Source organism: Deltaproteobacteria bacterium (assembly GCA_020848745.1).
GTDB lineage: Bacteria > Desulfobacterota > Binatia > UTPRO1 > UTPRO1 > UTPRO1.
Genome location: JADLHM010000046.1, coordinates 12,792 through 27,781, shown reverse-complemented (window position 1 = coordinate 27,781; position 14,990 = coordinate 12,792). Strand labels below are relative to the sequence as shown.

General features: G+C 68.4%; 14 protein-coding genes. 4 read left to right on the top strand and 10 right to left on the bottom strand.

Going from position 1 to position 14,990, the window contains the following annotated elements:
- Positions 1 to 123 precede the first annotated feature (123 nt).
- The 3 genes from IT293_05880 to IT293_05870 all read right to left on the bottom strand — a co-directional run bounded on the left by IT293_05880 (position 124) and on the right by IT293_05870 (position 3,029).
- The gene (locus tag IT293_05880; protein ID MCC6764175.1) at positions 124 to 1,395 is read right to left on the bottom strand and encodes a hypothetical protein; all 1,272 of its coding nucleotides are present in this window, start codon (positions 1,393 to 1,395) and stop codon (positions 124 to 126) included.
- Positions 1,396 to 1,488: 93 nt separating this feature from the next.
- Positions 1,489 to 1,746, bottom strand: a complete 258-nt coding sequence (locus IT293_05875) for a helix-hairpin-helix domain-containing protein (GenBank protein ID MCC6764174.1) — start codon at positions 1,744 to 1,746, stop codon at positions 1,489 to 1,491.
- Positions 1,747 to 1,856: 110 nt separating this feature from the next.
- Positions 1,857 to 3,029: a sigma-54-dependent Fis family transcriptional regulator gene (locus IT293_05870; GenBank protein MCC6764173.1), complete on the bottom strand. Its 1,173-nt coding sequence runs from the start codon at positions 3,027 to 3,029 to the stop codon at positions 1,857 to 1,859.
- A 138-nt stretch (positions 3,030 to 3,167) separates the two neighbouring features.
- Here IT293_05870 and IT293_05865 point away from each other — a divergent pair, with 138 nt between their 5' ends.
- Entirely contained in the window at positions 3,168 to 3,404 is a 237-nt protein-coding gene (locus IT293_05865; protein MCC6764172.1) for a hypothetical protein, read from the top strand.
- On the opposite strand, the gene IT293_05860 is transcribed toward IT293_05865, so the two are convergent.
- Complete coding sequence (locus tag IT293_05860; GenBank protein ID MCC6764171.1) at positions 3,405 to 3,644, bottom strand: hypothetical protein; 240 nt, start codon at positions 3,642 to 3,644, stop codon at positions 3,405 to 3,407.
- Between the two features lie 270 nt (positions 3,645 to 3,914).
- Between IT293_05860 and IT293_05855 the strand changes: the two genes are divergently transcribed.
- On the top strand, positions 3,915 to 4,604 hold the full coding sequence (locus tag IT293_05855) for a sigma-70 family RNA polymerase sigma factor (protein ID MCC6764170.1): 690 nt from the start codon (positions 3,915 to 3,917) through the stop codon (positions 4,602 to 4,604).
- On the top strand, positions 4,601 to 5,953 hold the full coding sequence (locus IT293_05850; protein ID MCC6764169.1) for a hypothetical protein: 1,353 nt from the start codon (positions 4,601 to 4,603) through the stop codon (positions 5,951 to 5,953). The genes IT293_05855 and IT293_05850 overlap by 4 nt, the downstream gene beginning before the upstream one ends.
- A 16-nt stretch (positions 5,954 to 5,969) precedes the next feature.
- Here the strand turns inward: IT293_05850 and IT293_05845 are convergent, their stop codons facing one another.
- The 5 genes from IT293_05845 to tmk (IT293_05825) all read right to left on the bottom strand — a co-directional run bounded on the left by IT293_05845 (position 5,970) and on the right by tmk (IT293_05825) (position 11,429).
- Entirely contained in the window at positions 5,970 to 7,760 is a 1,791-nt protein-coding gene (locus IT293_05845; GenBank protein MCC6764168.1) for a PAS domain-containing protein, read from the bottom strand.
- On the bottom strand, positions 7,741 to 8,472 hold the full coding sequence (locus IT293_05840; GenBank protein MCC6764167.1) for a response regulator: 732 nt from the start codon (positions 8,470 to 8,472) through the stop codon (positions 7,741 to 7,743). The genes IT293_05845 and IT293_05840 overlap by 20 nt, the downstream gene beginning before the upstream one ends.
- 137 nt (positions 8,473 to 8,609) lie before the next feature.
- Positions 8,610 to 9,980: an alkaline phosphatase family protein gene (locus IT293_05835; protein MCC6764166.1), complete on the bottom strand. Its 1,371-nt coding sequence runs from the start codon at positions 9,978 to 9,980 to the stop codon at positions 8,610 to 8,612.
- A gap of 8 nt (positions 9,981 to 9,988) precedes the next feature.
- A complete protein-coding gene (gene tmk, locus IT293_05830) occupies positions 9,989 to 10,753 on the bottom strand; it encodes a dTMP kinase (GenBank protein ID MCC6764165.1) in 765 nt (254 codons plus the stop codon).
- A complete protein-coding gene (gene tmk, locus IT293_05825; protein ID MCC6764164.1) occupies positions 10,737 to 11,429 on the bottom strand; it encodes a dTMP kinase in 693 nt (230 codons plus the stop codon). The genes tmk (IT293_05830) and tmk (IT293_05825) overlap by 17 nt, the downstream gene beginning before the upstream one ends.
- A 113-nt stretch (positions 11,430 to 11,542) precedes the next feature.
- Here tmk (IT293_05825) and IT293_05820 point away from each other — a divergent pair, with 113 nt between their 5' ends.
- On the top strand, positions 11,543 to 13,177 hold the full coding sequence (locus IT293_05820) for a hypothetical protein (GenBank protein MCC6764163.1): 1,635 nt from the start codon (positions 11,543 to 11,545) through the stop codon (positions 13,175 to 13,177).
- Here the strand turns inward: IT293_05820 and IT293_05815 are convergent.
- Positions 13,164 to 14,981, bottom strand: a complete 1,818-nt coding sequence (locus tag IT293_05815; GenBank protein ID MCC6764162.1) for a c-type cytochrome — start codon at positions 14,979 to 14,981, stop codon at positions 13,164 to 13,166. The genes IT293_05820 and IT293_05815 overlap by 14 nt on opposite strands.
- Positions 14,982 to 14,990 lie beyond the last annotated feature (9 nt).

The following is a 14,990-nucleotide window of genomic DNA, read 5'->3' as shown; positions in this document are numbered from 1 at the left end:
GCGGATCGCGCCGTCGGCATCTCGTACGACGAGTTCGTTCCGAGCAACCCCAAGACCGAGAAGGACCTGAACAAGTGTCAGGTAGCGATCGGCAAGGCGACCGCGGCGTTCTTCGCCGCGAGATCAAAGGCGCTCGCGAAGTGCTGGACGGCGGTGAACGCCGAGAAGGCGACCAATCCCTGCCCCATTCCGGGTGACGGCAAGGCGGCCGCGGCGATCGCGAAAGCCGAAACCAAGAAGCGCGCTGCCATCTGCAAGGCGTGCGGCGGCGCCGACAAGCTGTGCAACGGCGTGGGGGATCTCACCCCGGCCGCCATCGGGTTCGCCACGCAGTGTCCAACCGCCACGACCCCCGCCGGGGAGGTGTGCGACGGGGCGGTCACCACGCTCGCCGATCTCGTTGACTGCGTCGACTGCATCAATGCCTACGCGGTGGACTGTTCCGATCGGAGCGCCGTGCCGGCCTTCGTGTCGCCCTACCCAGTGGTCTGCAATGGCGTTGTCGAACCGACGCCGACGGCGACGGTCGCCGAGACTCCGACGCCGACCACGAGCGCGACCGAAACACCGACGCCGACGGAGACACCCACGGAGACCGCGACACCCACGGAGACCGCGACACCCACGGAGACCGCGACGCCCACGGAGACCGCGACGCCCACGGAGACCGCGACGCCCACGGAGACCCCGACGCCCACGGAGACCGCGACGCCCACGGAGACCGCGACGCCCACGGCGACCCCGACGCCCACGGAGACCGCGACGCCCACGGAGACCCCGACGCCCACGGAGACCGCGACGCCCACGGAGACCGCGACGCCCACGGCGACCCCGACGGCGACCGAGACGCCGACGCCGACGCCGACGCCGACCGCTCCCACTGACACGATCGTCAGTACGCCCACGCTCGGCGACTACTGGGGGATCGACCTTCCCGATGAGACGCCGCCTACGACCGTCGTTCGGCAGCGCATCAACAATGCCGCGTCGCTGACGATTGCCGAGCTCGGTCTCTGTCTCGGACGACAAGACGGGACCGTGACCGGCACCATCCACTTCGAGATCTGGAGCGACAAGACCACCGGCTGCCCTGGCGGCACTCCGTACTGCCCGGATCAACAGATCGGCGGCGACTCCGATGGCTTCACGGTCGACACGCTCGCGATCATGGACGCAGGCACCGGAGATTGCGGAACGCCGAGTAGAGGCGAGGAGGTCACCGTCGGGTGGACGTCGAACAAGCCGACGCCGGCCGGGGTCTTCTGGATCGTCGGGATCGACGACACCGTCGGTGGTGGACAGGTGCGTTGGGGTGCTTCGGCTCCCGGGACCAGCCCCTACGAGAATACGGATTTCAACAGCTGGAAGAACAACGCGAACAACGACAACGACCACTACTTCATCGTCCGGACCGAGTGACGAGTCGACTCGTGGCCGTCGCGAGGGCCGACCGAGGTTCCGGTCGGCCCTTCGCCATGGGTGCTCGCGTTACTTCGTCCCGCTCGCGTCGCTGACCTTCAAGCTCGGTTTGAGGGCTTCGAAGGTCTTGTCGCCGATGCCCTTGACCTTCTTCAGGTCCTCGATCGACCTGAAGGGGTCGGCGACCCGGTACTCGACGATCGCTTTGGCTTTGGAGTCGCCGATGCCGGGCAAGGTCGCGAGCTCGGCGGCCGACGCCGTATTGAGGTCGACTCGATGCTCGACTTCGGCGGAGGCGAGAGTGCTTCCGACGATCCCCACCATCATCGCGACGGCGAGTGCGGTGAGGAGCTGCTGGATCCGTGACTGCATGGGAGTTTCCTTTCTGCGAGGTGAACGCCCGGGGGGATGTCGAATGCTGCGGCGCTCCGATCGCGTCAGGGCGGTGTCCTGACGCTCGGGATGTGCCCGCGGCGGACCAGGGAGTCGGTCAAGTCCAGGCGCGCGCACCAGTAGCGAAACTTGCGCAAGGCGAGATTGCGTCGTGCGTCGGTGATGTCGTGGACCTCGACGCGCTGCTCGCCTGGAGAAAGGTGGAAGCCGAGTAGGATGCCGGCGGCAGTCTTGTTGCCGGCCGCCGAGGTAAACGCGTCCAGGAGCAACTGGCGCTGCATGCGGGCCGTTGCGACATGGAAGTCCGTCTCGACCGGCGAGGTCCGGCACGGTGAGGACGCGAACCTCCCTTCGGCGACGATCGGCGGCGTCGCGGTCGCGGAGCTGATCGTTGGATGGCCGGGGGCGTCGTCGAACCGCGCCAGAACCTCTCGCATCGTCCCAGCGTCGAGGACCTCGCCGGAGGACCGTAGGGCCATACGGAGCACGGTTTGCAACTGGCGGACGTTGCCCGGCCATGGGTGATCCATCAGCAGGAGCATCGTGGCCGGCTCGATGCGCGGCACCGGATCTCGGAGACTCATGAGGTAGTGGCGCGCCAAGAACGTGACGTCTTCCGGCCGTTCGCGCAGGGGCGGGATCGAGAGGCAGCCGTCCCGGATCAGACGGTAGTAGAGATCGTGGCGGAAGGCTCCCGCGGCGGCGAGCGCGGCGAGGTTCTCGTGTGCCGCTGCGATGACCGCGACGTCCACCGTGATCCCGCGACTACCGCCGACGCGACGAAATCCCTTTCCCTCGATCACCCGCAGCACCTTGGCCTGGTGCTCGCGCCGCATGGCGGCGATTTCGTCGAAGAACACCGTGCCCCCGTGTGCCCGCTCGAGCGCTCCAGCCTTGTCGACGGCGCCCGGAAAGGCGCCGCGCGTCGTTCCGAACAACTCGCTTTCGAGATGATCTTCCGGAACGGCCGGGCAATCGAAGACCTCGTAGGGCGCGGCGGCGCGGCGAGAGGCGAGCCGGAGCGCCTCGGTGACGACCTCCTTCCCTACCCCAGACTCACCCTGCACCAATACCGCGCGAAACTCGCTCCGGCCGAGCGCGCGGATCTCCGCTCGGAGCTTGCGGATGGCGGGCGACGTTCCGAGGAGCCCCAGCGTTTCGTCGATGTCGAAGGGCGCCGCCGTCTCCCCGTCTGCCGCCGCCAGTCCCGCCGTCACGCGCGCAGTCTTGCGACCGCGCGTTTCGCCAGTCAATCGTCGGTGCGCACTATTCCCGATTGCATGACTAGGACGTCATAGGGGTGCTGGACGTCCAGCGACGGTACGCGTAGACGTCACCGCACGCACGGAGGACGCATGAGCGACGACCTGGAACGGGACCTGGCGGAGCAGATCCGGATGACGCACGAGCGCTTCGCGCGTGCCATGAACGATCGACTGCCGGCGATGACCCTCGAGCAGAAGGAGCGCTATTTCGCGGTGCTCTCCGGCCTCGTCGGCCGACTCGAGGATGGAGAGAAGGGGCTCAAGACCATCCTGCAGGAGATGATGGCCGAGGCGGCACCGTACCTCTTCCACGAGATCAACGGCTGACTATCGCGACGTGATCTTCCGTACGCCCGGCGCCTGGAGATCTGGCTCGCACAAGAGGGCGATCTCGAGGTCCACGCGCCCGGCGTCCTCGCCGAGGCAGCGCAGCTTGTGGTCGCGAAGCTCACCCACGAGGTTTGCCGGAAGTCGGACGCGTCCGTGACGGCATCCCCGATGGTACGCGACGATGCCGACGGCGACTTGCAGGACCACCCCGGCCGCGAAGGCGCCGAGCGGCGTCACGGTGTCCGAGCGGCGGCGCGCACCGGCATGCGCGAGACCGGGACGGGCCGACGCATCGCCGACAATTCGGTCCAGGCGGCGGGAGAGAGCGGCAGGATGGCGCCGAGATCGCTCCGGACCCGGCGGCTGTCGTGACCGAGGCAATGCGTTCGGTGGTCGACCAGCTGAAAGATCGGGCGCCACGGCGTCGTCTTTCTTCCGCCAGTGCGTCGACCCGCTCGATACGCCCATCGCGCCACCCACGGACCCGCCGTGGCGGTGGCTCCGAGAATGCTCCACGCCGTTGCGTCCATGCCCCCAGGACGCGCCGGGAGCGCGAATCTTTCACGTATCCCGGTCATGTCTGATCGGTCTCCGGACGATGGGGGGCCGGACCGGATGGATCCCGTCCTCGAGGCCTTTCTGGCCGGCGAGGCGGGTGCCGCAGAGCGGCTGGTCGACGAGTTCGGCGGTGTCGTCCGAGACGCGATCTCGCGGTTTCTGGCCTTCCGGAGCCGCGGGCGTAGCGACCTGACGGACGACCTGACCCACGAGGTATTCGTAGCGTTGTTGCGTGACGACGGCCGAAAGCTCCGGACGTTCGCGGGACGACACGGATGCTCGTTCGCGGGATGGCTCAAGGTGGTGGCGGTTCGGATGGCCATCGACCGGTTGCGACGCGAGGGGCGTCTCGTTCCGCTGGACGACGATACGCCGCACATGATCGAACTCCGGCGATCGCTCCGAAACGCGGGGGGCGATCCCGAGGCGGCCTTGCAAGGAGCAGAGGCCGCCGAACGTCTGGATCGGGCGATGGGACAGTTGGCGCCGAAGGATCGCCTGCTGGCGGAGCTGCACCTGGTGCGCGGTCGATCCCTCGACGACGTCGCGGAGATCCTGGGAGTCACGATGAACGCCGCATACGTACGTAAGAGTCGACTACTGGAACGACTTCGGCGGCTCCTCGGAGGGCCGGCATGACGAGCGAGGAAGTGCGCGACACGGATCCGTGTCCGGACGACGAACGGCTCGGGGCCTTTCTCGAGGGTCGCTCGAACGAGACCGAGCGTGACGCGCTCGCACCGCACGTGGCCCGTTGTCGGAGCTGTCTCGATGTGGTTGCGGCCGGTCTGGCCGCGACGCGAATGACCGGTTCGCGTGCCGCCGACGCGGGGACACGAGCGTCCGGGACTCGACCTCCGCGCTCGTCGTGGCGCCGTCTGGCGTGGGCGGCGACCCTGGCGATCGCGCTTGCCGGCGTGGCGCTCGTGGCGGCGCGGCGTCCGGTGCTGGGCTTCAGCTCCGCGGTCGCTCGTGTGGCGAGCCGATGGTTCGACGCCGACGTCCGAATCGAGGCGATCCGCGGTCGGCTCGGCCCGTCCGGGACGTTCATCGTCGGTTTGCAGCGCCTACGTTACGAGCACGGCAAGTATATCTTCACCGCGGATGAGGTCGCGGCAACCGTCGCGCTTGCGTCACTCGTTGCGGGCGACTCGTCGCTCCGGCGGCTCGTGTTCGTCCGGCCACGTCTCGAGGTGGCGCGTCCGGCGATCGCGGTCGTCACGGCGCCCGAGGTGGCCGATCGTGTGCTCGCGACCCTCGATGCCGTCGAGCGCGTGGACGTCGTCGACGGCACTGTCGTACTCCGGGATGACGCCTCGGAATCCTCGACGCTCGAAGGTATCACCGGAGGGATGGAGCTACGCGATACTGAGGGTCGGATCGCGCTCCGTGGCCGGCTCGGCGGCGGCACGCTCGACGTGACGGGGATGGTGCGGACCGACGGCGGTCCCTTCGTGCTCACCGTGGCGGGCCGCGAAGTCTCTGCGAGCGCGCTCATGCCGTTCGGAGTCCGGATCGAGGGTCGCGCCGAGATGCGCTTCGACGTGAAGCGTGCTCCCGCCGGCGTCCATCTCGATGGCCGCGTGGCCGTGCGCGGCGGTCGCCTTGTCGGCGGCGGCCCCGTACAGGTGCTCGCGCTGGATCGTACGGCGCACCTTGCGCTGGCCGCGGCAGCCCCGCTTCTTGCGGGACCGGACTTGCCGTTCGACGAGTTGCGCGCCGCCTTCGCCTGGCGGCGAGGCGTGTGGCGTCTATCCCGAGTGTACGTGGCATCTGGCGAGGTCGTGGCCGGAGGCGAAGTCCGTGTGCGCGCGGACGGCGACGTCGAAGGGCGCGGAACGGTGCGCCTTCCTCCCGCGCTGGTGCGCGAGTTCGCGCCGTCCGGCGCGCTCGTCGCTTCTTTTCTCGATCCCTCGGGATCGGCGATCGTGCCGTTTGCGGTGGCCGGCTCCGTGAAGGCTCCGCGTTTCGTGCCGCGAACTCCGTGATCTCGCGCGCGGGAGTCTAGGACGATTCTTCGCGTGCGCTCCACCTTGGGATGATGAACTTCACGCAGGTGCCCACGTTGGGCGTGCTGGTGATGATCAGCTTCCCATGGTGCGCTTGCACGATATGCTTCACGATCGCGAGTCCGAGTCCGGTGCCGCCGAGCTCGCGCGAGCGCGCCTTGTCGACGCGATAGAATCGCTCCGTCAGACGTGGAATTTCCTCCGCGGGAATTCCGAGGCCGGTATCGGTGACGCTCACCTCGATCATCGACGTGTCGGGGTGCGGTGGAACACGGGAACCGATCGTGACGGTGCCTCCGGCCGGGGTGTACTTCACGGCGTTGTCTACGAGATTGATCAGGACCTGCTGGAGGCGATCTCCGTCGCCGAGCACGAGCGGTAGCCCGGGCGGAAGCTCCGTGACGAGCGTGACGTTGCCGCGGCGCGCCCTGGCGCCGAGGACCTCGAACGCCTCGTCCACCAGCGACTCCAGGAGAACTGCCTCCTTCTTGACGGGAGTCTTGCCGAGCTCGAGATCCGAGAGCGTCAACAGGTCGTCGATCAGGCGACTGAGACGTTCCGAGTGGCGATCGATGACGCCGAGAAAGCTCCGCGCCCGAGCCGGGTCGTCGATGGCCCCGCTCAGCAGCGTCTCGGTGTAGCCTCGAATCGCGGTGAGCGGCGTACGGAGCTCGTGGCTCACGTTGGCGACGAAGTCGCGCCGCATCGTCTCGAGGCGCTTGATCTCCGTGATGTCGTGGAACACGAGCACGAAGCCGATGCGGTCCGCGAGCGGCGCGACGCTGACGGCGAGATGGCGCTTGGCTTCGTCCGCGAGGGTGATCTCGCGTAGGGAGACCTGGATGCCGGTCGCGACGGTCTCGCGCAGGAGCTCCTGGAGCTCGTGATCGCGACAGGTCTCGATGAGCGGACGTCCATGGTAGTCGGTGTCCGGATCGAGACCGAAGATCTCCTCCGCGCGACGATTCATGAGGATGATCTTGCCGTTGGCGGAGATCACGACGACTCCCTCGATCATCGCTCCCAGGATGCCGCGGACCTTGTCGCTTTCCGCCTGCATGCCCGTGAGCCACATCCGGAGCTGGCGGCTCATCTCGTCGAGACTCTGCTCGAGCTCACCGAGCTCGTCGCGGCGCGAGGCCGAGAGGCGCGCGGTGAGGTCGCCGGAGGCGACCGCGCGCGAAAAGGCCACCATACGGGCCAGACGCCTGGCCAGGCGCTGCCCGAGGTACAGAGCCGGCACGACCGCCAAAACGGCGGTCGCGAGGATGGTGCAGAGCACGATAGCGTCGAGGCGGCGCTCCGCGCCGGCCACGAGCTCGGTCGGGATGGCGATTCGGACGATGCGTGTGGCCGCGCCGTCACCGAGGCGGACGGCGACGTAGAGGAGCGGACGTCGCAGCGTCGAGCTGTCGCGTCGTGCGATGCCCGCCCCATGTGCGAGGGCTTCGAGGACCTCGGGACGCGAGGCGTGATTCACCATGCCGGCCGGATCCGCTTCGGTGTCGCAGAGGACGTGTCCTTGGGCCGCGATGACGGTCAAGCGCACGACGCTGCCGTGGACCTCGTCGTGGCAATGGCGCTGACCCGCGGCGGCGGCGAGATCCGGAGGAAGCCTGGCTCCGATCGCGCGTGCCTCCTCGACGGCCGCGGTCCCCGCGACCTGGTCGGCGATCCCGACCAGCGCGTGGCGCGCCAGCACGTATCCGCCCGTCACGAGCAGCGGAAACGTCACCAGGGTCGGCAGCAGGAAATAGAGGACGAGTCTAGGCGTCCAGGGCCGCATCGTTGAACTTGTAGCCGACGCCGCGCACGGTGAGGATCAACTCGGGCTTGCGATCGTCGCGCTCGATACGCGTACGGAGACGTCGAACGTGCACGTCCACCGTACGCGGCTCGACGTAGGTATCGCGACCCCAGACCAGATCGAGCAGCTGCGTGCGCTCGAAGACGCGGTTGGGGTGACGGACGAGGAACGACAACAGCTCGAACTCGCGAAGACTGAGCTTCACCTCCTGCCCGTCGAGGAAGGCCTGATGGGTGTCGAAGTCGATGCGCAGCCGGCCGCGCTCGAAGAACTCGTGTGGCCGCGAGGCGTCGTGGCCATGCGCGCGCCGTAGGACGGCCTTGATGCGGGCGAGCAGCTCGCGCGGACTGAACGGTTTGGTGACGTAATCGTCCGCACCAATCTCGAGACCGACGACCTTGTCGACTTCGGCCGCACGCGCGGTCAACATCAGGATCGGAACCGTGGACGTTTCGTCGTCGTGGCGGAGGGCGCGACAGATGTCGAGCCCCGACATTCCCGGCAGCATGAGATCGAGAACGACCAACGCCGGTCGCTCGCGCTTCACCAACGCCAGGGCCAGCTCGCCCTCGTCGGCTTCGAGGACGAAGAACCCATCCTGCTCGAGGTTGTAACGGAGTAGGTCGCGGATGTCCTTCTCGTCCTCGACGACCAGGATCTTGCGCTTGCGGCCGTCCCCGCGCTGAGTCATGGGTCGCTTCCTGTACCAGAAGCCCAGAGACGCCGCATGTCCTGCCTGTACCCGTCGTTCCGTGACGCCGGCGTTCCCTGCATGTAACGGCACGATGAAGTTGCCGTGCGGCGGAGGGCTCCAGGACGACCGGATCGTTACGGCACCGTGACGGGCGGCGTGACGACCGCCACGGGGGGGCAGATGCCGGGAAGGACGCGTCCGCGCGCTCCCGGTGCGATCGGACGACCGTCGAGGCGGCGCGTTTCGGGAAGGCCAAGGCAGGCTTGGACGGTTCGTCCGATGTCCGCCGAGGTCACGTCCTCGCAACCGGATGGCTCGGAGGTCGTGGCGCCGCCGACGGCGATCACGGGAACCATGCGTTCGGCGGGGCCCCCGTGGTTACCGAGCAGCTTGGCCTCCTCCCTGCTGCCGTCGACGATCTGGAATCCTGGCTTCGTGACCAGGAGGAGGTCCCCGGTGCGCTCGTGGCCGAGGTGCCAGTCCGGATGGATCGCCCCGAGCGTGTAGCGCGTGTCACTGTCGGCAGGGTTCGACCGCACGTACAAGACCTCGGCGATGCTCGGCTGCCCGAGTGCGACGCGTCGCGCGGCGGCGAGCGTGGCAGCGTCGCGACTCGGGTTCGAGGGTCGCGTGAGGTACACGTGTGCGGTTCCTCCCTCGCCGACCACCTCGAGCCCGCGAAGATCGGCGGCGGCCAGGACCTCCGCGAAGCGCACGGGCTTCTCGCGGATCGCGTCGAAGCCGTGGTCGGCCGTGACGATGACCGTCGTCGTGCTCCAGTCCGGGCGCGTCGTCAGCCATTCGAGGAAGGTGCCGAGCGCCGCGTCGGTGCGGCGGCGAGTCTCGACGGCTTGTTGCGCCTGCGGTCCGTACCCGTGGCTGACACGGTCGACGTCGGCGAGATTCACGAGAACGAAATCCGCTCCGGCATGTTCGACGAGCGCCCGTGCGGCGGCCAGGGTGGTGCCGTCGTAGGCGTAGCGCGTGATCTCGTCACGCGCGGAGTCCGAGGCGGTGCTGGCGTCCCAGAGCTCGTCGGGGGGCACCTGATGCGCGTCGTCGCCGGCAAACATCGCGCCGAGCTTCGGCTTGCCGACGGCGGCGGCGGTTCGGAGGCCGCGATTCGCCCTTCGGGCAATGGTGAAGATGGTCTCCGTCTGTAGGTCGGCAGCGCGCCCCAACTTGCGAACACGTCCGGTGCGTCGATCCCAGACGGCATTGCCGGTGATGCCATGCGCTTCCGGCTCCACGCCGGTGACGAGGGTCGCGTGATTCGAGTTCGTCCGGGTCGGCATCGAGGCGACGCCGCGGACCCCGGGGCACCAGGACGCGCTCTGCCATGCCCGGGCCAGGATCGGCGTGACCTCGGGAGTGATCTCGCGCGCGTCGAGCCCGTCGACGACGATCAGGAGCACGCGACCTTCCGCGGCCCGGAGCGATCCGAGGAGCGTGCTCAGCAACGCGGCGAGCACGATCGGCGTGAGGCGACATCGGGGGTGTTCCATACCCGCAGTCATCGGCGTCGACGAGGCGCGACGTGACGCGGCCGTCGGCGGCTCGTCGCACGCGACCGGTTCGATGGCGGCTCGCCGGCGAGGTAGCGACCGATCACCGTCCGCAGCTCGGCCTGGATCGCGTCGACCGGTTGCTGCGCGTCGACGGTGACGAAGCCGAACTCGCCCGCCATGCGCTCGTACTCGCGAAGGATGCGTGCCTGATAGCGACGGAACGATTCGAAGATGTCGCTGCCGAGCTTCAGGTGCATCCCGGACTCCCAGTAGTCCATTCCCTTGGACTCGAGTACGCGCGGGACCAGATGCTTGACGTCGATCCGCAAGTAGAGGATCAGGTCGGGCACCACGGCGAAGCCAAAGAGCTTGCGGGTCCATTCCGCATCGGCACCCATGAGCGCGTTGCGCGCGAACGCGGTGTACATGTAGCGGTCGGCGACCACGATGAAGCCCGCGCGAAGCGCGGGGATGATCTGGTTCTCGAGCCGATCTGCGAAGTCCGCGGCATAGAGCAGGCTGAACGTCGTGACGTTCAGCTCGTGCCCGGCTTTCGCCTCGTTGATGGTCTCGGCGAGCAGCGGTGAACGGGTCCACCCGGTATTGACCACCCCGTACCCCTGGACCTCGAGCCAACGCGTGAGCTGTTCGATCTGGGTCGAGCGCCCGACGCCGTCCGTACCCTCGATGACGATGAGGCTGCCCCGCAGGGGGCTGATCTTCAGGTACGGAAGGCCGTTGCCGTAGAAGGCTTTATCGGCGTCGTGCACGCGGCGCCCTCCCCTCCAATCCCAGAACAGCCGCGGCCAATCGACGGACCTGTTGTTGTTGTTGCGTGATGTCGGCGGTGGCGTCGATGACCTCGAGTCCGAACTCCCGCACCAACTCGTCGTAGATCACGAGGATGCGGCTCTGGAACAAGCGAAAGCTTTCGGTGGGATCGCGGCTCAGGCCGAGGTCCATGCCGGCTTCGTGATACTTCAACTTGGTCCGTCCGCTCAGGATGCGCTGGAGCGAGACTTCGATGGGGACCCGGAAGTAGATGGCGAGGTCGGGCTTGGGGGCGAAGCTGTAGAGCGCGCGTACCCATTCGTCGTCGACGCCGCGTGCGACGTCGCGTCCGAAGGCGGTGTAGACGTAGCGGTCCGCGAGCACGGTCATGCCGGCCTTCAACGGAGGGATGATCTTGAACGTGAGGCGATCCGCGAAGTCGGCGGCATGTAGTATGCTGAACGTCGTGGGGGTGAGCAGGTCCTTCTTCTTTCCGCGGCGCAGCGATCGGCGCACCAGCGCCGACGAGTTCCACTCGGTGAAGAATACCTTGCGCCCTTGCGCGAGGAGCCAGCTGTGCAGCAGGGAGAGCTGCGTCGACTTCCCGGAGCCGTCGATGCCTTCGACGATGATCAGCTTGCCGGGGTACGCGTGCGGCGTCGTCAAACCCGTCATGGGCGCCCGCTTCCTCTAGCCGTGAGGAGGAAACCCGTCAAAGCGCCGCGCGGAATGACGGGTCCGCGACGACGCGGTGACAAAGGCACGAGACCGCAGGTAGATTTCTCGCGATGCCGACCTATCCACCGTGGCTGGTCGTCCGACCCGGCGCTGCGCCGATCCTGCTCCTGGCGCCGCACGGGGGTCGGCGCCGCGACCTGCGCATCCCGGGTCGGCACAAGGTGAACGACCTCCACACCGCCGACGTGACCCGTGAGCTCGGACGGCTCCTGGACGCCGGCGTCGTCATCAACGAGCACAGGGATCGCAACGAGCTCGATCTGAACCGCACGAGCCAGGTTCGCCGCGAGGCTCCCTGGTTCATGGACGTGGTGGGAGAGATGCTGCGGGGCATGATCACCGATGCGGGGCGAGCGCTGGTCCTGGTGATCCACGGGTGGAACGTCGGCCAGGTCGCATGCGACATCGGGATCGGCTTGCGCGAGCATCCCGAGGGGTTGCGCGCGGTGCGACCCGGCTCCGGTACGGTGTCCGATGATTTCGTCGCCGCGTGCGTTCGGCCGCTCCGCGAACGCGTCGCCACCGACGGTGTCGTCGTGACGATCGGGAGTCGCTATCCGGCCGCGCATCCCGACAATCTGCTCCAACTCTTTCGGCTGAACGGGGACGAGGACGATCAGACGTCCTGCCCGATCGCGGCGCTCCGAGGCTTCGGGACCATCGACGCCGCGCAGCTCGAGCTGGCGATTCCGCTCCGGTGGCCCGGAGTTCGCCGGGACCGGTTCCTCGGTCAGCTGGCGTCGACCGCGCGTTCGTTCCTGGCGGGTCGCCTCGAACCGCCACGAACGCGTGGCCACACCGTGCTCGTGGCGGGCCGCGGACGCCTGACCCGACGGCGGGGCATTCAGCTCACCGCGGGAGACCTCTTCGTGATGGTGAGCATCGAGGCCGGGGACGGGGGGCCGGTGGCCGGCCGCGTGATCGTGAGCGAGAGCCCCACTCGGCTCGCGCTCTTCACCGGCGAGCTCGTCGATCCGTCGAGGGGATGGGTGGTGCCGCCGCTGGTCTGTGAGCGTGCGGCGGACGGATCGATGCGTTTCGTCTACGACGGACCGGTCATAGCGTTCCCGACCCATACGCCTTTTCTCGATCTCGAGCGCGGGCTCGCGGATGGCCGGCTCGTCGAGGCCCGTTTGGATCTCCGCTTCCGTCGAACGGACCCGGCGCAGATCGCGATCGGTAGCGAGTCTCTCGGCGAGGTGCATGGGGCGATAGAGATCGAGGGCCGCCGGTACGAGATCGCGACGCGGGGCGTCGTCACGGACGTCGAGCTGTCGTCGCGCGCGCGCGTTCCGCGCGGGCGCATCACTCTCCCAGACGCGGCCTGCGGTCCGCTCGTGCTGGCCACGGACGCACTCGAGTCGCTCGGGTCGAGAGATCGATGGTGCGCGAAAGCGCTCGTCGGGCATCGACGGGCGGGTGCGGCGTATCGGACCGTGGCGGCCGTCGCCGCGATCGACGTCTCCGCCGAGAGGGGCACGCTCGTACTCGAAGGCGCCGACGAGCGGGACGAAGAGGTCGCCATCGTGGCTACGTTGGAGCGGGTGATTCCCGTTCGGCGACAGGGACCGCACGACACGGTGGTCGAGACGCGATTCGCGCTCGTCTGCGTCGCTGGTCAGGCGGTCGGTTGGCTCGAGGTCTCCGCCACGCTGGAGGCCGCGACGGATCTCACTGGAGGTTGAGCGTCATCCACGCGGAGTAGCCGAACCACGTTCCGCTCTCTCCTGCGCCGCCGTCCCATGCCTGGATGGACACCGGGAGGCTCGTGACCGCACCGGGACGCTTCGCGACCATGACGACGCGCCACTGCCCGTTCGCATGGGCTGCGGCTGTCCGGACGGGTCCGCTGTCGGTGCTCGTGACGGGGGTCGCGCGGGGACCGGCGACGAGCTGGACGATCGCTTCGGCTTCGCCGCGCTCCTGCCGCTCCGCGGACCAGTACCAGCGGCGCACGGGCCGCTTCTCGTCGCCGAGGAGACTCGGCGGCAGCGCGCCCTTCGAGTCGATCTCCTTCGGAAACTCGACGGCGATCGCGTCGGGCAGCTTCCATGCGCCGTGGCGTGCGAGCGCCGCGGCGACCGAGGCGGCGCGCGTCTCGTCGTTGCGGAGATCGGGCGACCGGTCGTCCCACGTGAGCATCATGCCGAGTTGATCCTTGTTGACCGCGGCGACCACTTCGACCACGGAGATCGCGGGGTCGGTCCAGTGGGGGGCGATCTCGATCTGTGGTGCCATCGGGACCTCGGTGCGGAGCGCTGCCTTCCAGAACGGGTGCGCGGGGTCGAGTGGGATCTCGTCGGTCACGACGGCGGCCGGGATGCTGGTCGCGGCACGCGGACGCCCCCGTCCGATGCGATCGAGATAGTACGCGAGCGCCCAACGGTCGTCGGGGGGGAGGTTCGAGTAGCTCTTCATCGACGTGCCGTTGAGGCCGCTCGCGAGTGTCCGGAAGACGTCGTTCGCGGAGCTCCCGATCTTGAAGGTCCAGCGCTGCGTGAGGTTGGTGGCGACGGACGGATGGCCCTCGTCGTCCTTGAGGGTGGATGCGGACGGTCCATCACCCCGCCCCGTCGCTCCGTGGCACTCGGCGCATTTCGCCTCCTCGTAGACGGCCCGTCCGCGCGCCGCGAGCTGGTCGATCGATTGCGCGGGCGTGGGGCTGCCGGTGAGGGTCTTCGGCGTGCCGGCGAAGAGTTTCGGGTTGAACGACATCACCGTCGCCGCGACGTCTTCGAGCCGTTGCACGCCGAGGGACAGGAAGCGACCCATGCCGGTCACCCCCAAGCCGTGGGCGGTGGAGCCGATGATGTCCGAGTCGAGCGGGGCCTCCCCGAACTCCGTGGAGCGGAGACGGTACGCGCCATGCACGAAATTGCGGGGCGGCGGGAGCAGCTCGGCGGCAAGTGGACCGTCCCCCGCCCCGCTCGCGCCGTGGCAGGCGGCGCACCGAGCCGCATAGATGTCCGTGCCGCTGGACTCGGCATCGAGTCCCGACCCCTCTTTCCCGAAATCTTCCAGCAGGGCCACCAGGCCCCAGATCGCCGAGGCGTCGAGCTCGTCGCCGAAGGCCGGCATGTTGGATTCCCAAGGACGCTCCGGGAGCACGGCGGCGCCATCGCGAATCCTGGCGAAGCGGACCGCGTCGGGTGCGACCTCGCGACTCGGGCGGCGGAGGTCGGCCGAGCGTTTCGGGAACGCGTACGCGTGAGGGCCGTCGCCGGCACCGAGACTGCCGTGGCACGGCCGACAGGAGCTCTGGAAGGTGGTCCAGGCGGCAGTCAGCGCGGTGGCCCGCTCCTTGGGGTCGGCCTTGCGCAGCGGATTCTCGTTCACCGCTCCCGAGAGGGCGCCGGCGGCGACGGTCCTCGGGCCGCGCGCGGCGAGATCCGCGACGAGGACTGTGGTGAGCGCCAGGGTCAGCAGCGCGACGCGGCGGCGGGTCGGTTTCGAGGGAACAACGGAATCGAGGGGCGTGGTCTGGCGCATGCGATCAAC